Below are 23,278 nucleotides of genomic sequence, written 5' to 3'. Positions count from 1 at the left end.
CAGTCCGTCGGCGGTCAACGGAGTTAACGAATACCGGCCCGCGCTGGACCGGACCTGCGTCACCCCACCCGCTCCTGAGCCGTCCGGTCGCGTCCACCGGGCTGCGGAATTTGGCTGGCTATCCGCTCAAGTTGACGGTTCTCCCCTCAAATATTGAAGGGAGAACCAGCACATTGAACGGAGATCCCCTCAAAATTTCCGTGCCCCAGCCATTCCCCCACACCGGCGCCTGATCGCGAACGGGGCGCGACCGCGGACCTGCATCACCCACCAACCCGCTCGTGAGCCGTCCGGGAACGGCGTGGTGAGCGTGAGGCCGGGAGTCGGCGCAGAGTTGGTGGGTGATGGCGGTCCGCCGCCGGCCCTCGGCTACGGGACGTAGATGAGACCGGGGTGGATGCGGAAGCCGGCTTCGGGGTCCTCGAAGACCGTGGCGTGCAGGACGAGGTCGCTGCGGCCTTCCTCGGCGGTCCAGAGGTCGACCAGACAGTCCCAGCGGTTGCCATCCCACCAGCTCGCGACCGACGTGTCCCACGATCCCTCGGGCAGTGGGATGAGCGTGACGGAGCCGTAGGCCTCGACGTTCTCACGGCAGGCGGTCGAATCGTCTTCGGACAAAGGCTCGACATTGTCGATGCCCTGGCCGATACGGGTGTCGCCGCGGATGAGGGAGTCGACGATCGCGACCAGAGTCCCCCGCCAGACGTGCGGGATCGGAGTCTCGTCCTCGACCTTCAGCGGGACTACCTCGGTGCCCATGCGAAAAGACTAGTGCGCGGGGGCTGATGCAGTCCCCCGCGCACTGACGACGTACTAGTGGAAGAAGTGGCGGGTGCCGGTGAAGTACATGGTGAGGCCGGCCTTGGTGGCGGCTTCGATCGCGGCGTCGTCGCGGATGGAACCACCCGGCTGTACGACGGCCTTCACGCCACCCTCGATGAGGACCTCGAGGCCGTCGGGGAAGGGGAAGAAGGCGTCGGAAGCGGCGACTGAACCGACTGCGCGGTCACCGGCTCGGGAGACGGCGAGGCGGCAGGAGTCGACGCGGTTGACCTGGCCCATGCCGACGCCGACCGAGGCGCCGTCGGCGGCCAACAAGATCGCGTTGGACTTGACCGCGCGACACGCCTTCCAGGCGAAGGCGAGGTCGGCCAGGAGTTCAGGGGAAGCCGGTGAGCCGGCTGCCAGCGTCCAGGCGGACGGGTCGTCTCCCGGAGCCTGGAAGCGGTCTTTGTGCTGCAACAGCAGGCCGCCGCTGATGGCGCGCATCTCGACGTCGTCGAAGGCGGAGACCTTATCGGCGACCAGGAGCCGGATGTTCTTCTTGGCCTGCAGCACCTCGACGGCGCCGTCCTCGAACCCCGGAGCGACCAGCACCTCGGTGAAGATCTCGGCGACCTGCTTGGCGAGTTCGACGGTGACCGGACGGTTGGTGGCGATGACGCCGCCGTACGCCGAGACCGGGTCGCACTCGTGGGCGCGGCGGTGGGCTTCGGCGATGTCGGTACCGATCGCGATACCGCAGGGGTTCGCGTGTTTGATGATGGCGACGGCCGGCTCGGCGAAGTCATACGCCGTACGGAGCGCAGCGTCCGCGTCGACGTAGTTGTTGTACGACATCTCCTTGCCGTGCAGCTGCTCGGCGGCGGCCAGCCCACCGCGGCCGTTGACGTAGAGCGCGGCCGGCTGGTGCGGGTTCTCGCCGTAGCGCAGAACGGCCTTCTTGTCCCAGGCCGAGCCGACCCAGCCCGGGAAGCCCGAGCCTTCGCTCGTGTCGGTCAGCACGTTGCCCATCCAGGACGCGACCGCGACGTCGTACTCGGCCGTGTGGATGAAGGCGGCCGCGGCGAGCTTCTTGCGCTCCTCGAGCGAGAAGCCGCCCTCGTCCAGCACGCTGTAGATCAGGTCGTACTGCGCGGGGGACGTCACGATCGCGACGCTCGGGTGGTTCTTCGCGGCGGCGCGGACCATCGACGGACCGCCAATGTCGATCTGCTCGACGCACTCGTCGGGCGACGCGCCGGAGGCGACCGTCTCGGTGAACGGGTACAGGTTGCTGACGACCAGGTCGAAGGGCTCGACCCGCATCTCCTTCAGCTGCTCGATGTGCTCCGGCTTGCGCAGGTCGGCCAGGATGCCGGCGTGCACCATCGGGTGCAGCGTCTTCACGCGACCGTCGAGGCACTCCGGGAACCCGGTCAGCTCCTCGACCTTGGTCACTGGTACTCCCGCCGCGGCAATGCGAGCGGCAGTGGAACCGGTCGACACCAGCTGGACACCGGCAGTGTGCAACGCGGCAGCGAGCTCCTCCAGACCGGTCTTGTCGTAGACGCTGATCAGCGCCCGGCGAATCGGCCTGCGGTCGGTGCTCACTTCAGTCGAACCTTTCGTCCGGTGATGGTCCAGCCCTGACGGACGAGGCGGCCGACCCACTCGACCAGCTGGCGGCGTTCGACCTCCTTGATCCGCTCGGTGAGGGTTTCCTCGGTGTCGTCGTCCTCGACCGGTACGACGACCTGCCCGATGATCGGGCCGGTGTCGACGCCGCCGTCGACGAAGAACAGGGTGGCGCCGGCGACCTTGACGCCGTACGCGAGCGCGTCCCGCGGCCCGTGGATCCCGGGGAACGCGGGCAGCAGCGCGTTGTGGGTGTTGATGTAGCGGTCGCCGAACGCGGCCAGGAAGTCGTCCCCGACCAGCTTCAGGAACCCGGCCGACACGACCAGGTCAGGCTTGTACTGCGCCACCGACGCGGTGAGCGCCTTGTCCCAGTCGGCCCGCTCGGCGTGGTCCTTGACCTTGTGCACGAACGTCGGCACTCCGGCGGCCTCGGCGCGCTCCAGCCCGACGGTGCCGTCGCGGTCAGCGCCGACAGCCACCACCTGAGCGCCGTACGCCGGGTCAGCGGAGGCGTCCAGCAGAGCCTGCAGGTTCGACCCAGAGCCGGACACGAGCACTACGAGCCGAGCTGGCTCAGGGGTGGGGGCAACCGGGTCTGTCACGCCGGGAAGCCTATCGCTCGGGTTCAGGCTCCGGTTCAGCCGGTCTGCGGGCAGCCACCACGGCCGCGGTGATCGCGGCGCCGATGGCCATCCCAGCTGTCAGTACGCCGGCCGCCGGCAGCGCAGCCGGGATCCCGACCGCCGCCATCCGCCCCGGCCCGGCAGCACCACCGGACAGCGCCATCAGGATGTAGAACGCCACTCCGGCGAGCAGTGCGGCGATTGCGCCGCGTAGCGCGAACGCATCCCAGCCGAGCGCGTCTGCGTGCTGCTCCGCACGCCCACGCCGTACGACGACCAGTCCGGCCACCGCACCGGCTCCCAGCGGCACGAGAGCCGTCAGCGCGAGCAGATAGGTCGGAGTGGACCCGTCTGCCGGTACGGCGGCCAGGAGCGGGAGCGCGGGCAGGTTACCGACGTCAACGCCGGTCGGGGCGATCGTCGTCCCGGTGCCGAGCTGGAATCCCGGTCCGGCGAGGAAGGAGACGACGTACAGGATCATGTTCGGCACCAGCATCAGGCAGAGCGCGAACAGCACGATCGACCCGATCACGCCGGCGTCCAGCAGCTCCAGCATCGCAGTGGCGCGAGAGAAGTGGATGGCGAGCAGGACGCCGTACAGGACCGAGGCGACGGCGAGGACGGACAGTACGGCGGCAGCAGCAGCCGGTACGGCGTCGCGCAGCCCAGGTGGAGTCGCATCCGCGATGTCGTGCGCGGCACCGGACTCGACCAGTACTCCGATCGTTCCGGCGACCAGAGCGAGTGAGGCGGTGCCGAGGAACGCGGAGAGCGGTGAGACGTGCAGTGCGCCGTCGCTCGTGAGCAGGGCCACGATCAGACCGCCTAGGCCGTAGACACCGGCGTACACACCGGACAGCAGGATCAGGTCCTTGGTCTGGTCCGCCGCACTGCTGCGGGCCGCGGACTTGCCGCCGCGGTAGAGGCACCACGCGAAGAACAGGGTCAGACCGAGCGGTGCGATCGTGATGCTGCCGGTGCCGAGCGTCACACCGGCCTTGTGCGCCACCAGCCAGGCGGAGGCGCCGGCGCGGATCGCTCCGGAGGCACCACCGAAGGTCGCGGCCAACCAGCCGATCACGGCGACCGCCGTACAGGTGAGCAGTCCGGTGAGCAGGCATGCTCCCGCCGAGAGCACTGCGGACACGACCACCGGCTTCGTCGGTACGGCGTCCACAGGGCCGGGCGGAGGGGCAGAATCGCCGCCGGGGGCGCCCGGGCGGCTGAGCATGTCGGTCATCTGACTCCCATCGTCGCTCTGCTACTGGACACCGCTTCGCCAGACACGCCGGATATGGGAGACTTCAGCGCGCTTGCTAACGCTCGGTCCCCGGCCTGGTACCTGGGGGTAGCTGAGTGTGGGCGAACAGGGTCCACCCAGTACTGTCGGGTGGAATCACTCAGGAGGTCGAGCTTTGGCCGGTTCCCACCGCGCACAACGTGGCGGCGGTCGCGCCGCTGCCCGGGAAGCACGCCGGGAGAAGGCGCGCAAGCGGAACCAGACGATCGCTGCCGGTGTGGCGGTGGTGGTGCTGGTCGGCGGCGGCGGTATCGCCGCGCTCAACGCGTTCGGCGGCGACGACTCGTCCGGCGACCCGAAGAACAGCAAGGGCCCGGGCGACGACAAGTCGGCCGACTCCAAGGTGCTCGCCGACGACACCGGTCTGCTCGACGTGGCCGGCGCGAAGGCGCTCGGCTCGACCGGTACTTGGTCAGTCACCAAGACCGCTGACGGCGCCGCCGCCGAGGACCACGAGTTCGTCTGCCAGTCGCAACGCTTCGCCGACCCGTCCGGTCTGCGCACCTGGGTGCGCAAGTTCGCCAACGCGAGCACCAAGGACTCGGCGGTCCAGTTCGTCGAGGTGTCGAACGACGCGGCCGCCGCGGAGAAGTCGTACGCCACGATCGTCGGCTGGTTCAGCCAGTGCGCCTCCGAGAAGCGGACCCGGCTGAGCACGAGCTACCTGCTGAGCGGGATGGGCGACAAGGGCTGGATCGCGGTCTACGGGCAGGCGACCGGCCCCAAGACGCGCTGGCGGTCCGTCTCGGTCACGCTGGCCGGCCAGGCCACCCTGGTGGTCGAGCACGACACCAACGGCACCACACCGCCGCAGCCGGACGCCGTCCTGGCCGCATCCGCCGCGGCGCTGCAGAAGATCTGCCCGCAGACCGGCGGCTGCGGCTCCGGCACTCCGGCCGCCAAGATCAGCCTGCTGCCCACCTCCGAGCCGGCCGGCTTCATGGCGCCTGCCGAGCTGCCGATCATCGCCGCCGTCGACAAGCCGTGGGTCAGCACGCCAGGCAAGGTCGGCAACACCACCCAGTGCGAGCTGACCGACCCGAAGAAGGCCAAGGCGGCCAAGTTCACCACCCAGACCTACCTGGCCCCCGAAGCCAAGACACCCACCGAATTCGGCCTCGACGACACCGTCGCCCGCTTCTCCTCCGCCAATGCAGCCACCGCCTACGTCAACCTGGTCCGCAAGAACGTCGACGGCTGCCAGAAGCGCGTAGTCACCGCCAAGGTCAGCTCCTCCGGCATCCTCACCAAGAACGGGATCAAGGGCGAGGCCTGGGAAGCCACCTTCGACACCGGCAGCGGCAAGAAGGCCAAGTACCGGATGGGCATCGCCGCCGTCGAAAACCGCGCCGTCTACCTCTACTTCCCCGTCCTCCCCAACCTCGACGTCTCCGACTCGGCCTTCCTGGACACCCTCCGCCGAGCCGCCGAACGCTCCCAGTCCTACAAGTAGGCCGAACGCACGAAGGCCCCGGAAACCATCGGTTTCCGGGGCCCTTGCGTTAGTACTACTTCGTCAGGTCCTTCATGATTTCGCGCATCAGGTTGGCGGTTTCGGTCGGGGTCTTGCCGACCTTGACGCCGACGGCCTCGAGGGCCTCCTTCTTGGCGGCCGCGGTGCCGGAGGAGCCGGAGACGATGGCGCCGGCGTGGCCCATGGTCTTGCCCTCGGGCGCGGTGAAGCCGGCCACGTAGCCGACGACCGGCTTGGTGACGTTCTCCTTGATGAAGGCGGCGGCGCGCTCTTCGGCGTCACCACCGATCTCGCCGATCATCACGATGGCGTCGGTGTCCGGGTCGTCCTGGAACGCCTGCAGGGCGTCGATGTGCGTCGTACCGACGATGGGGTCGCCGCCGATGCCGATGGCGGTGGAGAAGCCGAAGTCGCTCAGCTCGTACATCATCTGGTAGGTCAGCGTGCCCGACTTGGAGACCAGACCGATCCTCCCCGGCCCGGCGATGCTCGCCGGGATGATGCCGGCGTTGGACTCGCCCGGCGTGATGATGCCGGGGCAGTTCGGGCCGATGATCCGGGTCGTGCCGGAGGCCTGCGCGGCGGCGAAGAAGGCGGCGGTGTCGTGCACCGGGACGCCCTCGGTGATCACCACGACGAGCGGTACCTCGGCCGCGACGGCCTCCAGTACGGCGTCCTTGGTGAACTTCGGCGGCACGAAGATGACCGAGACGTTCGCCCCGGTCTCCTTGACGGCATCCGCGACGGTGCCGAACACGGCGACCGACGTACCGTCGAAGTCGACGTTCGTGCCCGCCTTGCGCGGGTTCACGCCGCCGACGATGTTCGTGCCCGACGCCAGCATCCGCGTGGTGTGCTTGGTGCCTTCCGAGCCGGTCATGCCCTGGACGATGACCTTGCTGTCCTTGGTCAGGAAGATAGACATTTCAGCGATCCCTTACTTCGCAGCCAGCTCGGCGGCACGCTTGGCGGCGCCGTCCATCGTGTCGACCCGCTCCAGACCGGCGAGGCCTGCCTCGTCGAGAATGCGGCGGCCCTCCTCGGCGTTGTTGCCGTCCAGCCGGACGACCAGCGGCTTGCTGACGGCCTCGCCGCGGGCGGCGAGCAGCTCGAAGGCCTGCACGATGCCGTTCGCGACCGCGTCACAGGCGGTGATGCCGCCGAAGACGTTGACGAAGACGCTCTTCACCTGGGCGTCGGAGATGATGATCTCCAGGCCGTTCGCCATCACCTCGGCGGACGCGCCGCCACCGATGTCGAGGAAGTTGGCCGGCTTGACGCCGCCGAACTCCTCACCGGCGTAAGCCACGACGTCGAGGGTCGACATGACCAGACCGGCGCCGTTACCGATGATGCCGACGGAGCCGTCGAGCTTCACGTAGTTGAGGCCCTTGGCCTTGGCCGCGGCCTCCAGCGGGTCGGACGCCGCGGTGTCGACGTAGTCGGCGAACTCCGGGTGCCGGAACTCCGCGTTCTCGTCCAGGGAGACCTTGCCGTCGAGTGCCTCGACGCGGCCGTCCTTCAGCTTGACCAGCGGGTTGACCTCGACCAGCGTCGCGTCCTCGCTCAGGAAGACCTCGTACAGCTTGACGATCTCCGGCGCGACCGCGTCGATGATGTCGGCCGGATAGCCGGCCTCGGTCGCGATCTCGGTGGCCTTGGCCAGGTCGACACCGGTGGCCGGGTCGATCGAGATCTTGGCGACCGCGTCCGGGTTGGTGTGCGCGACCTCTTCGATCTCCATGCCGCCGGCGGCGGAGGCGATGCAGAGGTAGTTACGGTTGGCGCGGTCGATCAGGAAGGAGAAGTAGTACTCCTCGGCGATCGCCGCGGCCGGGACGATGTTCAGGATCTTGACGACGTGACCCTTGATGTCCAGACCAAGGATCTCCCGGGCGCGCTCTTCGGCCTCGTCCGGGTTGGCGGCCAGCTTGACGCCGCCGGCCTTGCCGCGGCCGCCGGTCAGCACCTGGGCCTTCACGACCACCGTGCCGCCGCCGAGCTTCTCGGCCGCCGCGCGGGCTTCCTCGGGCGTGGTGACGACTTCACCCACCGTCGTCCCTACACCGTGCTTGGCGAAGACAGTCTTCGCCTGGTACTCCATCAAGTCCACGACTGTGGTCCCTCTCTCGCCTGTTCGAGTCCCGCGTTGTCCAGATTAGGCACGGCAGGCTGCGGTGCAGAGGGCACGGTCGCCGGCGCGTTCCGTCGGCCTGAGACTAGCCACCTTCTGACCTGGTGCGACAGCCGGGGTACACGCTGAGACGACCGTCACAGCCGACGTGCGCCCACGTGCGAGGGTGGGTGTCATGACTGAACAAGCGACCAGACCAGCTGACGACTGGTGGCGTAGTGCCGTCGTCTACCAGGTTTACCCTCGGTCGTTCGCGGATGCGGACGGTGACGGGACCGGTGACCTGAACGGCATCCGCGCCCGCCTGCCCTATCTCGCGGACCTCGGCGTGGACGCGATCTGGATCAGCCCCTGGTACCCCTCCCCACTGCTCGACGGCGGGTACGACGTCTCCGACTACCGCGACATCAATCCCGATTTCGGCACGCTTGCCGACGCCGATGCCCTGATCACCGAGGCGCACGCGCTCGGCCTGCGGATCCTGATCGACCTGGTCCCGAACCACTGCTCGTGGGAGCACCCATGGTTCAAGGCGGCGCTCGCGGCCGGCAAGGGCTCCCCGGAGCGGGATCTGTTCTGGTTCCGCGACGGTGTCGACGGCCAGCCGCCGACCAACTGGCCGGCCGCTTTCGGCGGCGGCGCGTGGCAGCAGATTGACGATGGTCAGTGGTACCTGCACATGTTCGACATCTCGCAGCCCGACTGGAACTGGGACCACCCGAAGGTGATCGAGGAGTTCGACTCGATCCTGCGGTTCTGGTTCGACCGCGGCATCGACGGCTTCCGGATCGACGTGGCCGATTCGATGGCCAAGGACGCGACCCTGCCCGACGTACCGCTGAAGGACGGTCAGCCGACCCACGACAAGTACGTCGGCAACCCGTTCTACGACCAGCCCGGCGTGCACACGATCCACGAGCGTTGGCGCGCGATCGCCGACGAGTACGCCGGTACGGCGCAAGGCCCGCGCGTGTTCGTCGCCGAGGCGTGGCTCTCGCCGCCGGAGCGGCTCGCGCAGTACGTGCGACCACATGAGCTGCACTCCGCCTTCAACTTCGACGCCCTGCGAGCTGCGTGGGACGCGAAGGACCTGCGTGAAGTGATCGACCGGTCGACCGGCAGCCTGTGGGCCGTCGGTGCGCCCGCCACCTGGGTCCTGAGCAACCACGACACCATCCGCCACCGCACCCGCTACGGCCGCGCCCTACAAGACGCGCTGGCGGGGGCAGGCGTCGTACCGACTGATCTGGCGCTCGGTCTGCGCCGGGCCCGCGCTGCGGCGCTGCTGGAGCTCGCACTGCCGGGTGGTGCGTACATCTACCAGGGTGACGAGCTCGGACTGCCTGAGGTCGAGGACCTGCCGGAGGAGGTGCTCGACGACCCGGTTTGGGAGCGCTCCGGTCACACCGCACGCGGGCGTGACGGCTGCCGCGTGCCCATCCCGTGGGCCGGTACAGAACCGCCGTACGGGTTCGGGCCGGGCACCGGACAGCCCTGGCTCCCGCAGCCGGCCGACTGGGCAGCTCTGACGGCAGAAGCCCAGACGGGCGACCCGGACAGCCACCTGGCTCTCTACAAGGCCGCTCTGAGCATCCGCCGCACTCACCCAGACCTGGGCGAAGGCCGCCTCACCTGGGACGCAGACTCACCTGCTGACGTCCTCTCCTTCACCCGTGGCGCCTTCCGCTGCGTCACCAACCTCGGTACGGCGCCCGCCACGCTCCCGCCGTACAAGGAGCTCCTGCTCACCAGTGCTCCGCTGATCGACAACACCCTGCCGACCGACGCCACCGCCTGGCTGACCAGCTGAGCGGAGGAAGAGTACGCATCCACGCCAGCCTCTGCTGCTCGGTCAGCAGTCGAGGGTGGCGTAGGTGTAGCCGCGGGCGGTCAAGGTTGTCAGGACCTGGTCGAGTGCCTCGACCGTTTGGGCGCGGTTGCCGCCGCCGTCGTGCATCAGGATGATCGCGCCCGGCTTCGCGCCGGCCAGGACGCGCTGGACGATGGTCGCCGTACCGGGGCGCGCCCAGTCCTCGGGATCCACGTCCCACAGGACCTGCTGCATGCCGTCCTTGCGGATCTCGGCGTGGACGCGGGCGTTGGTCGCGCCGTACGGCGGCCGGAAGCACTTCGACTGCACACCGTCGGCCACTTGGTGGTGCAACTGGGCAGGCGACGCCTTGGTCAGTTGCAGGTGCGAGACCGAGTGGTTGCCGATGTTGTTGCCTGCGGCACGTACCTGGCCGACGAGGTCCGGACGGGGGTTCGCGTTCTGCGCGAGCATGAAGAACGTTCCGTGCGCGTTGTGCTTCGCCAGGACCGCGAGCACCTCCGGCGTCCAGCGCGGATCCGGTCCGTCGTCGAACGTCAGGTAGACAACCTTGCCGCGACCGTCCTTGACCGGCGAGGTCGAGGTCGAGGTCGATGCCGACGTCGGCTTGGACTCGGGCGGGACCGGCTTGGACTCGGGCGGGACCGGCTTGGCGGCGGTCGAGGCCGGGACGCTTACCGGCGGCTGCGACTGAGCCGCAGTGGCCGCCTCGACCTGTCCGGAGAAGTGCAGACACACGATCGCCACCGCAGCACCCACCGCGAGCCCCAGCGGAAGCCCAACCCTGCCCCTCATTGCCGTCCCCGATCCGTTGTCCGACCGGCGTTTCCGGTCGCCACTATCGACGCCGCCACCCACGAGAAAGTTCACTGAGACGAGCGACTGAGGCACAGGGGAACAGCGAGGGCCGGAACCCTGGCTGGGTTCCGGCCCTTGCTGTGCTAGCGATCGCGGCGGTCGCGATCCTCCCGGTCCCGGCGGTCACGCTCTTCGCGGTCGCGCCGGTCCTGGTCCTCCCGGTCGCGCCGGTCCCGCTCTTCGCGGTCCCGGTCGCGGTCCGGGCTCACTTCACGCCGCCTGCTGTCAGGCCGGCGACGATGCGGCGCTGGAAGATCAGTACGGCGATCACCAGCGGAATCGTGACGACGACGCCGGCGGCCATCTGACTGCCGAACGGTTGGTCACGGCCCGACGTACCGGTGAAGGCGGCGATGACGACGTTCGCGGTCTGGATCTCCTTGCGGTTCACCATGCTGACCGCGATCAGGAACTCGTTCCAGGCCGCGATGAACGTGATGATCGCGGTCGTGAACACACCAGGAGCCGCCAGCGGGATGATCACCTTGCGGAAGGCCTGAGCCGGCGTACAGCCGTCGACCATCGCCGCCTGCTCCAGTTCGCGCGGCATCTGGCGGAAGAACGCCGTCAGGTTCCACACGGCCAGGGGCAGGGCGAACGACAGGCTGGGCACGATCATCGCCTGGTAGGTGTTGATCCACGAGATGTCGCTGAACAGCTTCTTCAGCGGGATCACCAGCGAGATCCCGGGGAACATCGAGGTGGTGATGATGATCGCCAGCACGAAGTTCTTGAACTTGAAGTCGAGCCGGGCCAGCGTGTACGCCGCGACCATCCCGATGACCAGCGTCAGGATCGTCACGGTGCCGGCCACGATCAGGCTGTTCAGCAGCGCCCGGCCGAATCCCGTGCCGGGCTTGAACACATCGGTGAAGTTCTCGATCGACCAGCGCGACGGAATGATCGAGTTGTCGAACTGGTCGCTCGGCCGGCGGAACGCCGACACGATCATCCAGTAGAACGGCACCAGGCAGTACAAGACGATCAGGCCGACGCCGACCAGCGGCAACCACCGCCGGTACCACGGTGCTTCGGCTGCGATGACTGCCATCAGATACCTCCCGATCCGGCCGTCGCGCTGGCGGTCGCCGTACCGGCCGCAACGCCTGCGCCGACCTTGTTGCGCCGGCCGCCCTTGCCGTTCTTCCCTGGCTTGTTCACGCGGGCATCACCGATCACGTCGGCGCCGAGCAGCCGCACGAACACGTAGGCGACCACCACGATGTAGATGAACAGCAACGTCGCGTACGCGGCCGCCGGCCCGTACCGCGTCTGGTTCGCCTCGAGGAATGCGAGGATCGACAACGTCTCGACCGACTGCTTGTTCGGGCCGACCAGCACGTACGGCAGGTCGAAGATGCGGAGCGTGTCGAGGATGCGGAACAGCACTGCCACCAGCAGTGCCGGTTTCACCAGCGGCAACGTGATCCGGGTGAAGGTCTTCCACGGGCTCGCCCCGTCGACCTTCGCTGCCTCGTAGACCTCGTCGGGAATGGTCTGCAGACCGGCCAGCACCAGCAGCCCGATGAACGGCGCGGTCTTCCAGGTGTCGGCGATGATCACCGACAGCACCGACTGCCAGCCCTCGGTGGACCACAGGATCTGCGTACCGAGGACCGTGTTCGCAATACCGTCGGCCTGGAAGATCCACTTCCACAGCAACGCCGACACCACGGTCGGGATCGCCCACGGAATCAGGATGCTGGCCCGGACGATCGCCCGGCCCTTGAACGCCTTGTGCATCACCATGGCCATCAGGACACCGAGCAGTGTCTCGAGGACCACGCAGGTGACGGTGAAGAACGTGGTGTTGTAGAACGCGTTCCAGAACCGGTCGCCGGTCTCGCCGGAGAAGATCGCGGCGAAGTTGTCCAGCCCGACGAACTGCGACCCTTCGATGACGAAACCGTCGGCGTCGATCCGCTGGCCGCTGGTGTACAGCGACTCGCGCAGCGCCGAGATGATCGGGTAGACGATGACCAGGACCAGAACGATCAGGGTCGGTGACAACAGCAGCGCGGCCAGCCGGCCGGTGCCCTCGTTGAACGACGTGCGTCGTTTCGAGGCCGGCGGCGGAACAGCCGAGGCGGATTCACTCACCTCATGCCTCCTACTCTCTCCGCCCACGATCCGTGGGCGGTGACAGGGCGGGGCCGGTCCGTGGCGATCGACGCCACGCACCGGCCCCGCACTCGGGTCACTGAGTGATGAGCGAACTCAACTTGGTCTGCAGATCCTTCAGGGTGGTCTTCGGATCCGGGCCGTTCGGCTTCAGCGCGTTGTACGCCGCATCCTGGATCGCCGTTGTCACGTCGCCGTACTTGACCACCTGCGGCCGCGACTTCGCCGAACCGATCGAGGCCTTCAGCGGGGCCAGGTACGGGAACTGCTTGTTCAGCGCCGGGTCGTCGTACAGCGACGCCCAGGTCGGGGCCTGCGACGTCTTCTCGACGTTGGCCTTCTGGCGCTCCTCGCTCGACATGAACTTGATGAAGTCGGCCGCGGTCGCCTTGTTCGGGGTGAACTCGGAGATCGCGTAGTTGTGGCCACCGAGCGTCGAGACGCCCGGACCGTTCAGACCGGGCAGCGGCGCGACACCGAACTTGCCGGCGATCTTCGACGAACCGTCGGTCTTGTTCGCCAGCGCGTACACATACGGCCAGTTGCGCAGGAAGAGCAGGTTGCCTTCCTGGAACGCGCGCCGGCTCGGCTCCTCCTGGTAAGTAATCGCGGCCTTCGGGATGAAGCCCGTCTTGAAGCCCTCGACCAGTGCGGTCAGACCGGCCAGCGCCTCCGGGGTGTCCACGTTCGGCTTGCCGTCGTCACCGACGACGACACCACCGGCACCGTTGACAGCCTCGGAGAAGTTCACCGTCAGGCCTTCGTACTTCTCGAACTGGCCCGCGTAGCAGTTGATGGCCTTGCCCTCCGGCAGCGCCTTCACCTTCGCGCAGGCAGCGACCATCTCGGGCCACGTCGTCGGCGGCTTCACGCCGGCCTTGTCCAGCAGGTCCTTGCGGTAGTAGAGCAATCCGCCGTCCGACGTCACCGGTACGGCGTACAGCTTGTCGCGGTACTTGCCGGTCGCAACCGTTGACGGCAGCAACTTGCCCAGGTCCGGGAACTGGTCCTCGGGCAGCTGGGTGATCCAGCGGTTCGCCGCGAACTCGGCCGTCCAGACGACGTCCAGGTTCAGCACGCTGAACTCGGTCGACTTGATCTGGGCGTTCGAGATCATCTGCTGGCGCTGCTGGTCGGCCGACTCCGGCAGCTCGGTGACCGTGACCTGCTCGTCCGGGTGCTGCGCGTTCCACGCCTTCACCTGGTTGCCGAGGTTGCCGGACGTGTCCTTGCCGGTGGCAAACTTGATCGGCCCGCGGCCCTCGAGCGCACCCCCGGCCGATGGCTTGGTGCCACTGCTCCCGTCATCTCCGCCGCCACACGCCGCCGTGAACAACACCAGGCTGCTCACCACGGCCAGAGCGACCGCCTTGCGGGTGTGTGATCGTTCAAACCTCATCGTTACCTGCCCTCTCCCGATGGGAATCGCATCGTCCCTGCGCAAGCGACGCCCAGGCCCCCACCGCACTGTGCCGCCGCCCTTCCGGACAGTAACCGAAGACGGGGGTGACCGTGTGTCCTGAGCCACACCTACCGCTCGGCGCCGTTGTCCGGACTTATCGCATGCCTGTATGCGACCGCGATTCGGAAGCCCGCACAACCAGGTGTTTCTTAACGATTCGGTATTACCGATTAGTAACTAGGCCGGTGAGGCTGACGCGTCACCCACATGACCGCGCACCCACTCGACGATCTCGGTGGTGGTGGCGCCCGGGGTGAAGATCTTGTGGACGCCGAGCTCGGCCAGCGGCTGCAGGTCCGCGTCCGGGATGATGCCGCCGCCGAAGACCACGATGTCGTCGGCCTCGCGCTCGGTGAGCAGCTCGCGGACCCGCTTGAACAGGGTCATGTGCGCGCCGGACAGGACGGACAGGCCGATCGCGTCGGCGTCCTCGGCGATCGCGGTCTCGACGATCTGCTCCGGGGTCTGGTGCAGGCCGGTGTAGATGACCTCCATGCCGGCATCCCGCAGCGCGCGGGCGACCACCTTCGCGCCCCGGTCATGGCCGTCCAGGCCGGGCTTGGCGACGACGACACGCAGGGTCGAGGTGGAGGGCATGCTCAGGCGCCTTTCAGTACTGGAGCGCAGCGTTGCGTCCAGATTTGCAGGCTACCCGGCGGCGATCTCACGGATAAGACACGGAACCGTGTGTTCCCCGACACGGTGACGGGGAACCGGTTACCGTGAAAGAGAGATCGGACCACCGGGGGGTCTGGTTTGCTGTGAGGAGCCGCAGATGACTTCTTGGCAGGACGAAGTACGAGGCGCACTGGACGGTCTCCGGTACGGCGCGCGCTCCGCGATCTCGCCACGGGTTCTGCAGGGTGCAGCCGTGGAGATCGGATGGATGACCACCCATCTCGCGATGTATCCACTCGGCCTGCTCGGCGGCTCCGGTTCGAGCGCCCAGCGGCTCTCCCTGACCGGGCTGACCCCGGCTCAGCGCAGTCTGCTGGTCAACGACGTCCGCGCGGCCGGTACGCCGATCCTGCTGGCCCACGGGATCATCGACAACCACACGATCTTCGCGTTGATGCGCCGGCAGCTCGCGCGCCGCGGGTTCAGCAGCATCCACACGTTCTCGTACTCACCACTGACGCTGGACGTCCGTCGTACGGCGGAACGGATGGGAGCCGAGATCGAGGCGATCTGCGAGTCGTCAGGCTCAGATCAGATCCACGTGGTCGGCCACAGCCTGGGCGGACTGATCGCTCGGTACTACATCCAGAAGCTCGGTGGGCACGAGCGCGTCCACACCTGCGTGACGCTGGGGACACCACACCAGGGGACGGTCGCGGCTCGGCTGCTGCCGTGGCCGCTGGTGAAGCAGCTGCGGCCGGAGAGCGATCTGATGGAAGAGCTCGCCGAGCCGGCTCCCGGCGTACCGACGCGGTTCGTGGCGTTCTACAGCGACGTCGACCAGCTGATCGTGCCGCAGCGCCGGGCCCGGCTCCAGCATCCCGACCTGACCGCGCGCAACATCCGGGTCAACGGTGTCGGTCACCTCTCGCTGCCGTTCCACGGAGAAACAGTTCGGGAGATCACCGGAGTGCTCGCCCACCTCGACGATCAACCGCAAACTGCCTGATCAGGCAGCCTTTCGGCGCTCACGCGGCTGATGCACGTGCAGCGGCTCATGCAAAAGTTTCGTGAAGGTGGTGCCGAAAACCGGGTGGCAGGGTTTGTCGGCTCGTGACTCTTCCGTTATCGTGCTCAAGTCCTCACCGGGAATAAACCCCCGAGGAGGGCGAAAGGTTGCAGAGCCAAGTACCACCCCAACCCCTCCCCTGTGACCGGAAGGCCACGTTGTGTCCCAGCATCGTGCCGCGGGCAACCGCGTCACGCCCGGCAACGCTGCGCGCAAGACCGGCGCAAGTCGTCACAGCGCCAAACATCGTGTTGCCAGGCGTAACACCCCCAGCAGTACCCAGATCGTCGGATTGACCGCAGCGCTCGCTGCGGCGGCCGGAGCCGTAGGCTTCAGCCACAGCGCCCTGTCGTCCCCCACGCAGGCCAACACCGCGGTGAACCTTGCCGCGGCGAGCCTCGACGGCGGTCAGCTGTCCGGCATCACCACTGCCCGCATCCAGGCACGTCAGCTCGCCACCCGTGACTCCTCCCGGGTCGTCCTGGCCGGCCAGGACACGAACAAGAAGCAAGCAGCCGCCGCCGCGCTGGCCAAGGCCCGCGCCGCGAAGCTGACCGCGACCAACGCCCTCACCGTCAGCCGTGCCAGTGCCCTGGCCAAGGCGAAGGCCGCCGAAGAGCAGAAGCAGCGTGAGTCCGCGAACCGCTGCGAGATGATGATCTCCGGCTACCACATCACCGCGACCTTCGGTCAGGGTGGCAGCCGCTGGGCCCGCAACCACACCGGCACCGACTTCGCCGCCCCGGTCGGTACGCCGATCCGCTCGGTGATGCGCGGCGTCGTGATCTTCGCCGACTGGGCCGGCCCCTACGGCCGTCAGGTCCAGGTCCGGCATGCCGACGGCACCGTCACCTGGTACAACCACATGTCCGCGTTCCTGGTCTCGGTCGGCGAGACCGTGATGGCCGGCGATCTGGTCGGCAAGGTCGGCGCGACCGGTAACGTCACCGGCCCGCACCTGCACTTCGAAGTCCGTCCCGACGGCGGCGACCCGATCGACCCGATGCCGTGGCTCCGCAGCCACTGCGGCCTGAACCCGTAATTGGCCTGAACCGGAATTGGAATACGGCGACCTCGCGGAGGCTTCCTGGGCCTGGGTGCTCGGGCAAGTGCAGTGGGACGACGACGGCCCCTGGATCCCTGAGTCTGCCGGTGGCGAGAAGCCGGCTGAATATCTCGACGGCAGTCATAGCGGCATCGGTGGGTTGGCCTATGCGCTGGCCGAGATCGAGCTGACCCGGCCGTGGACGGCTCCCGAGCGTGAACTCGCCGCCGGGATCGCCGAGCGGATCCGGACCGCGATCCCCACCGAAACCTCGATCACCTTCTTCGACGGGCTCGTCAGCTCGATCGGCGTCCTGACTGCTCTGCACGAGCCCGGCACGGACGCGGCCGTCGCGCGTGCCCTGGAGCTCGCCACTCCTGACGGCTGGCACGAGTCCTTCCTGGACGACGAGGACACGTACCGTCCAGGCGCCGTCTGCAACGACCTCACCCTGGGTACCGGCGGAGTCCTCCTGGCGGCGCTCTGGGCCCAGCAGAACGGCGTACCGGCGCTTCCGTTGGCGGAGTTGGCCATCGAGCATCTCCTGGCCGAGCAGGAGAAGACCGAGGCTGGGCTGAACTGGCTGTTCATCCCCCGCCGCTTCCTGCTCAAGCCGCCGCTGGAGATGCCGAACTTGAGCCACGGCCTGGCCGGCATCGCCGCCGTACTCGCACTGGCCGGCGCCGAGCTCGGCCGGCCCGAGCTGGTCGAGGCCGGTCAGCTGGGCGCCGAGCACCTGGTCACGCTCGGCATCAACGGCGACCGGGGCTTCCGCCTCCCTCGCGTCATCCCGTGGGCCGAGCGCCACGGCGACGAGTACACCTACAACTGGTGCCACGGCGGCCCCGGTACGGCGCTCCTCTTCGACGCGCTCGAGTACGCCGGAGTGGATGCCGTGGCTGGTGTCTCGTCGGCCACCTGGCGCCGTCGCCTCCTAGACGCTGTTCAGCACTCCGGCATCCCGAACCGACTTCACCCCGGCTTCTGGGACAACGACGGCCGCTGCTGCGGCACCGCCGGCGTCGCCGACGCGTTCCTCACGAGCTACCAACGCACCGGCAACCCGACCGACCTCGAGTTCGCCACTCACCTGGCCGACACCTTGGTCACCAACGCCGGCAGCTCGCCGTACTGGCGCTTCTTGGAGCACAAGAACGACGACCCGCTGCTCCCACCCGGCGTCGGCTGGATGCAAGGCGCGGCCGGCATCGCCACGTTCCTCTTCCGCTTCAACAACCCCGGCGCCACCGTCGCCCGGATGGACAACTGGTGGGCCCTGCCGTGACGCGTTAGCGGCGCCAGACCTCGGCGGTGGTGAGGAAGGCGGAGGAGCCGGGCTTCTCGGGAGAGCCGTCGACCTGGACGAAGCCGGGGACGGAGGCGCCGCCGATGGAGACGGTGGCCGAGCGGACCGGGGCGATCACCAGGCTGAGACTGTGGTTGCCTTCGGCAAGCTGAAAGTTGTCGGTGGCAAAGAGGCGGCGATCGAGAACGCCGCCCATTTCGATCTGAATATCGGCCGCCTTGGCGCTCAGGCCGTCGGCGAGATTCATCGAGACCTGGACCAGATCACGCTCGATCGCGGGCTCGTGCCAGGGCAGACCTTGCACCTCGAGAAACGAGCGGACGAAGTACCGCTCCAGCCAGGCGGCGAGATCGACGTCCTCCGAGACCACCCGGACAATGCCGTCGAACCACAGCACCACAGCCGTTCCGGCGCCGCGGATCGACCAGTCCACCATCCAGATCGACGCGTACGCCGTCACCTTGCCGGCCTCGTCGAACAGCCGCAGCCCAGGATTCGCCCCGGCCAGAATGATCCGGCGGTGGCTCGCTGCGGCAGGCTTGGGCATCAGGTGGGCGCTTTCGGAGGTGGACCGAAGATTCTCGATTGTCTCAATCTCCGGCCCAGATACAAGGTGATTACGGAACTTCTTGGTTCAAGAGGGGGTGCGGCGCCTCCACGCCGTAGCGAGCAGGTGCTCGGTGCGGTGCATCGCTGTGCTGGAGCGGAGGGCACGATGCGGAGCATCTTGTCCTTCGTGCCAGTGCGGCGAGGTGCCGTGCTGAGTGCCGCGCAGTAGGCGTGGGGGCGTCGCATCCCCTCTAGATCTTTTCTACCGGTGCATACCGCAGCAGGAGGCGCTTCACGCCTTCGGAGCCGAAATCGATATCGGCCTGCGCCTGCTGACCCTCGCCACGGACGACCACGACGGTACCCATTCCGAAGCTGTCGTGGACGACGCGATCGCCCGGGTTGAGGTTGATCACCGGCTTGTCCGACGAGCTCCGGCGTGACGTCTCGTAGCGGCTCGGAATGCCGCCGCCGCCACCGCCGGACGACGTACCGGTGCCGGACCAGCGGGTGATCGCGGACTCGTCCCGGCGCCAGTCGAGCAGCTCGGACGGGATCTCCTCGAGGAACCGGGACGGCGGGTTGTGCTGCGGGGCGCCGAACGCAGACCGCACCGCGGCCCGCGAGATCGCCAGCCGCTGCCGGGCCCGGGTGATGCCGACATAGGCGAGCCGGCGCTCCTCCTCGAGCTCCTTCAGATCGGTCAGCGACCGCGAGTGCGGGAAGACGCCGTCCTCCATGCCGGTCAGGAACACGACCGGGAACTCCAGGCCCTTCGCGGTGTGCAGCGTCATCAGCGTGACCACGCCACCGTCGTCGGCCGCATCCGGGATCTGGTCCGCGTCGGCGACCAGCGCGACCCGCTCCAGGAACGCCTGCAGATCGGCCGGCTCACCGGCCGCGGTCCGCTCCTCGACGAACTCCCGCGCCACCGCGATGAACTCGTCCAGGTTCTCCAGCCGGGTCTCGTCCTGCGGATCCGGCGACTTCTGCAACGTCTCGTAGTACGACGACCGGTGCAGTGCGCTGTCCAGGATGTCGTCCGGCGGCGCACCCGAGTCGACCATCGCGGTCAGGTCGTCGAGGATGTCCACAAACCCCTGTACGGCGTTCGCCGAGCGCGACGCCATCGCCGGTGCGTCGCCCGCCCGGCGCATCGCGGCCGCGAACGAGATCCGGTCCCGCTGGGCCAGCGCCTCGATCGCGGCCTCGGCCCGCTCGCCGATCCCGCGCTTGGGCTCGTTCATGATCCGGCGCAGCGAGACGGTGTCCTCCGGGTTCACCAGCACCCGCAGGTACGCGAGCGCGTCGCGGACCTCCTTGCGCTCGTAGAACCGGACGCCACCGACCACCTTGTACGGATGGCCGGTCCGGATGAAGACCTCTTCGAAGACCCGCGACTGCGCGTTGGTCCGGTAGAAGACCGCGACGTCGGACGGCTTCACCTTGTCCGCGTCCGCGAGCCGGTCGATCTCGTCGGCGACGAACTGGGCCTCGTCGTGCTCGTTGTCCGCGACGTAGACCGCGATCTGCTCGCCCTGCCCCTGGTCGGACCAGAGGTTCTTCGCCATCCGGCCCTCGTTGCGGCTGATCACCGCGTTCGCCGCGCTCAGGATGGTCTGGGTGGAGCGGTAGTTCTGCTCGAGCAGGATCGTCTCGGCGCCGGCGAAGTCCTCCTCGAAGGCGAGGATGTTGCGGATCGTCGCCCCACGGAACGCGTAGATCGACTGGTCGGAGTCGCCCACGACCATCAGCTCGGCCGGCGGGCTGGTCGGCCCGCTCGCGCCCGGCGAGTCCTCACCGCAGAGCTCACGGATCAGGGTGTACTGCGCGTGGTTGGTGTCCTGGTACTCGTCGACCATCACGTGGCGGAAGCGGCGGCGGTAGTACTCCCGGACCTCGGGGAACGCCTGCAGCAGGTTGACCGTGGTCATCAGCAGGTCGTCGAAGTCCAGCGCGTTCGCCTGGGCCAGCCGCTCCTGGTAGACCCGGTAGCACTCGGCGTAGGTCTCCTCGAGATGGTTCTCGGTCTTCGCCGCGGCCGTCTCGTGATCGACCAGCTCGTTCTTCTGGGTGCTGATCCAGTTCAGCACCGCGCGCGGGTTGTAGCGCTTGACGTCCAGGTCGAGCTCGCGGCAGACCAGCGTCATCAGCCGGCGCGAGTCGGTGGCGTCGTAGATCGAGAAGGTCGGGTTGATCCCGAACTTCTTGATGTCGCGGCGCAGGATCCGCACACACGACGAGTGGAAGGTCGAGACCCACATCAGCTTCGCCCGCGGACCGACCAGGTCGACGACCCGCTCGCGCATCTCGGCCGCCGCCTTGTTGGTGAACGTGATCGCCAGGATCGACCCCGGGTGCGCGTCCCGCGCCCCCAGCAGGTACGCGATCCGCCGGGTCAGCACGCGTGTCTTCCCCGACCCGGCACCGGCCACCACGAGCAGCGGTTTACCCGCGTGCACGACGGCAGCCCGCTGCTGCGGGTTGAGCCCGTCCAGCAACGCGTCGGGGTCGGTCCGGTGCTTCTTCGGCTCCTCGAGCGGCACCGGCAGTTCGTCAGGCGAGAAGAGCGTAGTCATCACCGAACACCATAGGCGCACCCGCCGACAGTTACCGAAAACAGGTTCGATCGCGCCCTGGCTAGGACAGCTGGCGGGTGAGCTGGAGCTCGACCGGTACGGCGGAACCCAGCCAGTGCATCTTGGCGGTGTGGTCGTTGCAGGAGCCGATGCGGAGGCCGGGGACGCCTTCGATCTGGCCCTCGTAGTCCTTGGCGACCAGCAGGGCGACGACGTCGGCCAGCTCGGGGCCGTCGAGCCACTCGATCCGGGCGAAGTCCGGGCGGGCCTGCCACATGTCGACCCAGGCGGCCGGGTCCTCGGCGAAGAGCGTCGTACGGAGGATCATCGAGACCGCGCCGAGCAGGGTGGCGGCCGGGGTGGCCGTGCGCTCCAGCAGGGTGCGTTCGGAGTCGGACAGATCGTCCGCGACCAGGATTGCGGTATCGCTCAGATTCACAGTCGAGGAGCCTGCCACAGCATCTTGTCGGCTCTCAGCAGACTTGCCGTCAGCAGAAAAACTGGGGAACGGCGGTGTCGCGCGCCCACAGTGGAGACATGGCAGATGACACCAAACCACCGCTGTTCAATCCGTCCGCCCGGCAGCGGCTCCTGGACCGCCGCGTCGTCGTACTCGACGGAGTCCTCGACGACGACAACGGGACGTTGCTCGTCACCCAGATCCTGACGCTGGCGGCCGACGACCCCGACCGCGACATCGCACTGTGGATCCACTCACCCGGTGGGTCGGTGCCGTCCATGCTGGCCATCCGGGACGTGATGCGGCTGGTGCCGTGTGACGTGTCCACGCTGGCGATCGGACTGGCCTGTAGTGCCGGCCAGTTCCTGCTGTCGGCCGGTACGCCGGGCAAACGGTTCGCACTGCGCAATGCGCGGATCCTGATGCACCAGGGCTCGGCCGGCATCGGTGGGTCCGCGGTGGAGATCGAGATCCAGGCCAACGACCTGCGGCAGCTTCGCGACACCTTCCTGACGGCCATCGCCGAGGACACCGGTCAGCCCCTCGAGACCGTGCACGAGGACTCGCTGCACGACCACTGGTACACCGCGGACGAGGCCCGCGAGTACGGCTTCATCGACCACATCGTCTCGTCGTTCGACCAGGTGATGCCGCTAGAGAAGGCAGCAGCATGAGCTCTTACATGATTCCCAATGTCATTGCCCAGTCTCCGCGCGGTGAGCGCGTCATGGACGTGTACTCGCACCTGCTGTCCGAGCGGATCATCTACCTCGGTACGGCGATCGACGCCGGCGTGGCCAACGCGTTGATCGCACAGTTGCTGCACCTCGAGTACGACAACAACGAGCGGGAGATCAACCTCTACATCAACTGCGAGGGTGGCGACACCACGGCCGCTCTGGCGATCTACGACACCATGCGGCTCATCTCGGCACCCGTGGCGACCTTCTGTGTCGGACAGGCGATTGCGGCCGGTGCGGTTCTCCTGGCGGCCGGTGCGCCCGGACGGCGTTCGGTGCTGCCGCACGCACGCGTCGTACTGCACCAGCCGGCGGCGAGCGGTCGGGGCACCATTCCCGATCTGATCCTGCAGGCGGACGAGGTGGTCCGCGTCCGTGCGCAGGTCGAGTCGATCCTGGCGGAGCACACCGGGCAGTCCATTGAGCAGCTGCGGCACGACACCGACCGGGACCACGTGCTGACGGCTGAGGAGGCTCGTGAGTACGGCATCGTCGACCGCGTGGTGCAGGAGCGCGTGGCCGTGCCGGTGCTGAGCTAGCCAGCCGCAGCAAGACTAGCCTGCTGCAGCGAGGATGCGGTCAGCCACCGCGGCGTGGTGGGGGTGGTCCGCCCCCCCCCCCCCCCACCCCCCCCCCCCCCCCCCCCCCCCCAACCCCCCCCCCCCCCCCCCCCCCCCCCCCCCCCCCCTCCCTCCCTCTTTTCCCCCCC

At 68.0% G+C, this 23,278-nt stretch carries 21 protein-coding genes; 7 read left to right on the top strand and 14 right to left on the bottom strand.

The window, feature by feature from the left end; translation table 11 throughout:
* Nucleotides 1-369: 369 nt before the first annotated feature.
* The 4 genes from ACFVWG_RS13625 to ACFVWG_RS13610 are packed head-to-tail and all read right to left on the bottom strand — an operon-like array spanning nucleotide 370 to nucleotide 4,263.
* On the bottom strand, nucleotides 370-759 hold the full coding sequence (locus tag ACFVWG_RS13625; protein ID WP_391543545.1) for a hypothetical protein: 390 nt from the start codon (nucleotides 757-759) through the stop codon (nucleotides 370-372).
* Nucleotides 760-813: 54 nt separating this feature from the next.
* The gene (gene purH / locus ACFVWG_RS13620) at nucleotides 814-2,373 is read right to left on the bottom strand and encodes a bifunctional phosphoribosylaminoimidazolecarboxamide formyltransferase/IMP cyclohydrolase (protein ID WP_391543544.1); all 1,560 of its coding nucleotides are present in this window, start codon (nucleotides 2,371-2,373) and stop codon (nucleotides 814-816) included.
* Entirely contained in the window at nucleotides 2,370-3,002 is a 633-nt protein-coding gene (gene purN / locus ACFVWG_RS13615; RefSeq protein ID WP_391543543.1) for a phosphoribosylglycinamide formyltransferase, read from the bottom strand. Before purN ends, purH begins: the two co-directional genes overlap by 4 nt.
* Nucleotides 3,003-3,012: 10 nt before the next feature.
* Complete coding sequence (locus tag ACFVWG_RS13610) at nucleotides 3,013-4,263, bottom strand: DUF6350 family protein (RefSeq protein WP_391543542.1); 1,251 nt, start codon at nucleotides 4,261-4,263, stop codon at nucleotides 3,013-3,015.
* Between the two features lie 175 nt (nucleotides 4,264-4,438).
* Here ACFVWG_RS13610 and ACFVWG_RS13605 point away from each other — a divergent pair, with 175 nt between their 5' ends.
* Nucleotides 4,439-5,776, top strand: coding sequence for a hypothetical protein (locus ACFVWG_RS13605; protein ID WP_391543541.1), 1,338 nt, complete (start codon nucleotides 4,439-4,441; stop codon nucleotides 5,774-5,776).
* Nucleotides 5,777-5,831: 55 nt separating this feature from the next.
* On the opposite strand, the gene sucD is transcribed toward ACFVWG_RS13605, so the two are convergent.
* Nucleotides 5,832-6,722, bottom strand: coding sequence for a succinate--CoA ligase subunit alpha (sucD, locus tag ACFVWG_RS13600; RefSeq protein WP_391543540.1), 891 nt, complete (start codon nucleotides 6,720-6,722; stop codon nucleotides 5,832-5,834).
* A 12-nt stretch (nucleotides 6,723-6,734) separates the two neighbouring features.
* Nucleotides 6,735-7,910 carry an ADP-forming succinate--CoA ligase subunit beta gene (gene sucC / locus ACFVWG_RS13595; protein WP_391543539.1) on the bottom strand — a complete coding sequence of 392 codons (1,176 nt, stop codon included), beginning with the start codon at nucleotides 7,908-7,910 and terminating at the stop codon, nucleotides 6,735-6,737.
* Between the two features lie 196 nt (nucleotides 7,911-8,106).
* On the opposite strand from sucC, the gene ACFVWG_RS13590 reads away from it, so the two are divergent.
* The gene (locus ACFVWG_RS13590; RefSeq protein WP_391543538.1) at nucleotides 8,107-9,741 is read left to right on the top strand and encodes a glycoside hydrolase family 13 protein; all 1,635 of its coding nucleotides are present in this window, start codon (nucleotides 8,107-8,109) and stop codon (nucleotides 9,739-9,741) included.
* Between the two features lie 42 nt (nucleotides 9,742-9,783).
* On the opposite strand, the gene ACFVWG_RS13585 is transcribed toward ACFVWG_RS13590, so the two are convergent.
* The 5 genes from ACFVWG_RS13585 to ACFVWG_RS13565 all read right to left on the bottom strand — a co-directional run bounded on the left by ACFVWG_RS13585 (nucleotide 9,784) and on the right by ACFVWG_RS13565 (nucleotide 14,800).
* A complete protein-coding gene (locus ACFVWG_RS13585) occupies nucleotides 9,784-10,509 on the bottom strand; it encodes a polysaccharide deacetylase family protein (protein WP_391543537.1) in 726 nt (241 codons plus the stop codon).
* 316 nt (nucleotides 10,510-10,825) lie between these two features.
* Nucleotides 10,826-11,671: a carbohydrate ABC transporter permease gene (locus ACFVWG_RS13580; RefSeq protein WP_391543536.1), complete on the bottom strand. Its 846-nt coding sequence runs from the start codon at nucleotides 11,669-11,671 to the stop codon at nucleotides 10,826-10,828.
* Nucleotides 11,671-12,720: a carbohydrate ABC transporter permease gene (locus tag ACFVWG_RS13575; RefSeq protein WP_391543535.1), complete on the bottom strand. Its 1,050-nt coding sequence runs from the start codon at nucleotides 12,718-12,720 to the stop codon at nucleotides 11,671-11,673. The genes ACFVWG_RS13580 and ACFVWG_RS13575 overlap by 1 nt, the downstream gene beginning before the upstream one ends.
* A gap of 97 nt (nucleotides 12,721-12,817) precedes the next feature.
* Nucleotides 12,818-14,140: an ABC transporter substrate-binding protein gene (locus ACFVWG_RS13570; RefSeq protein ID WP_391543534.1), complete on the bottom strand. Its 1,323-nt coding sequence runs from the start codon at nucleotides 14,138-14,140 to the stop codon at nucleotides 12,818-12,820.
* Between the two features lie 240 nt (nucleotides 14,141-14,380).
* On the bottom strand, nucleotides 14,381-14,800 hold the full coding sequence (locus tag ACFVWG_RS13565; protein WP_132409647.1) for a cobalamin B12-binding domain-containing protein: 420 nt from the start codon (nucleotides 14,798-14,800) through the stop codon (nucleotides 14,381-14,383).
* A 178-nt stretch (nucleotides 14,801-14,978) separates the two neighbouring features.
* Here ACFVWG_RS13565 and ACFVWG_RS13560 point away from each other — a divergent pair, with 178 nt between their 5' ends.
* From ACFVWG_RS13560 to ACFVWG_RS13550, 3 genes are all read left to right on the top strand, one after another.
* On the top strand, nucleotides 14,979-15,830 hold the full coding sequence (locus ACFVWG_RS13560; RefSeq protein ID WP_391543533.1) for an esterase/lipase family protein: 852 nt from the start codon (nucleotides 14,979-14,981) through the stop codon (nucleotides 15,828-15,830).
* Between the two features lie 220 nt (nucleotides 15,831-16,050).
* The gene (locus tag ACFVWG_RS13555) at nucleotides 16,051-16,932 is read left to right on the top strand and encodes a M23 family metallopeptidase (protein ID WP_391543532.1); all 882 of its coding nucleotides are present in this window, start codon (nucleotides 16,051-16,053) and stop codon (nucleotides 16,930-16,932) included.
* 16 nt (nucleotides 16,933-16,948) lie between these two features.
* Entirely contained in the window at nucleotides 16,949-18,220 is a 1,272-nt protein-coding gene (locus ACFVWG_RS13550; protein WP_391543531.1) for a lanthionine synthetase LanC family protein, read from the top strand.
* A gap of 4 nt (nucleotides 18,221-18,224) precedes the next feature.
* Here the strand turns inward: ACFVWG_RS13550 and ACFVWG_RS13545 are convergent, their stop codons facing one another.
* From ACFVWG_RS13545 to ACFVWG_RS13535, 3 genes are all read right to left on the bottom strand, one after another.
* The gene (locus ACFVWG_RS13545; protein ID WP_391543530.1) at nucleotides 18,225-18,788 is read right to left on the bottom strand and encodes a hypothetical protein; all 564 of its coding nucleotides are present in this window, start codon (nucleotides 18,786-18,788) and stop codon (nucleotides 18,225-18,227) included.
* A 253-nt stretch (nucleotides 18,789-19,041) separates the two neighbouring features.
* The gene (gene pcrA / locus ACFVWG_RS13540) at nucleotides 19,042-21,369 is read right to left on the bottom strand and encodes a DNA helicase PcrA (RefSeq protein WP_391543529.1); all 2,328 of its coding nucleotides are present in this window, start codon (nucleotides 21,367-21,369) and stop codon (nucleotides 19,042-19,044) included.
* Nucleotides 21,370-21,430: 61 nt separating this feature from the next.
* Nucleotides 21,431-21,808, bottom strand: a complete 378-nt coding sequence (locus ACFVWG_RS13535) for a hypothetical protein (RefSeq protein ID WP_391543528.1) — start codon at nucleotides 21,806-21,808, stop codon at nucleotides 21,431-21,433.
* Between the two features lie 98 nt (nucleotides 21,809-21,906).
* Here ACFVWG_RS13535 and ACFVWG_RS13530 point away from each other — a divergent pair, with 98 nt between their 5' ends.
* Together ACFVWG_RS13530 and ACFVWG_RS13525 are read left to right on the top strand one after the other, a co-directional pair.
* Complete coding sequence (locus ACFVWG_RS13530) at nucleotides 21,907-22,503, top strand: ClpP family protease (RefSeq protein WP_391543527.1); 597 nt, start codon at nucleotides 21,907-21,909, stop codon at nucleotides 22,501-22,503.
* On the top strand, nucleotides 22,500-23,108 hold the full coding sequence (locus ACFVWG_RS13525) for a ClpP family protease (protein WP_391543526.1): 609 nt from the start codon (nucleotides 22,500-22,502) through the stop codon (nucleotides 23,106-23,108). Before ACFVWG_RS13530 ends, ACFVWG_RS13525 begins: the two co-directional genes overlap by 4 nt.
* Nucleotides 23,109-23,278: the final 170 nt, after the last annotated feature.

This window comes from Kribbella sp. NPDC058245, from assembly GCF_042882005.1.
GTDB lineage: Bacteria > Actinomycetota > Actinomycetes > Propionibacteriales > Kribbellaceae > Kribbella.
This window is presented reverse-complemented; position numbering and strand designations above follow the sequence as displayed.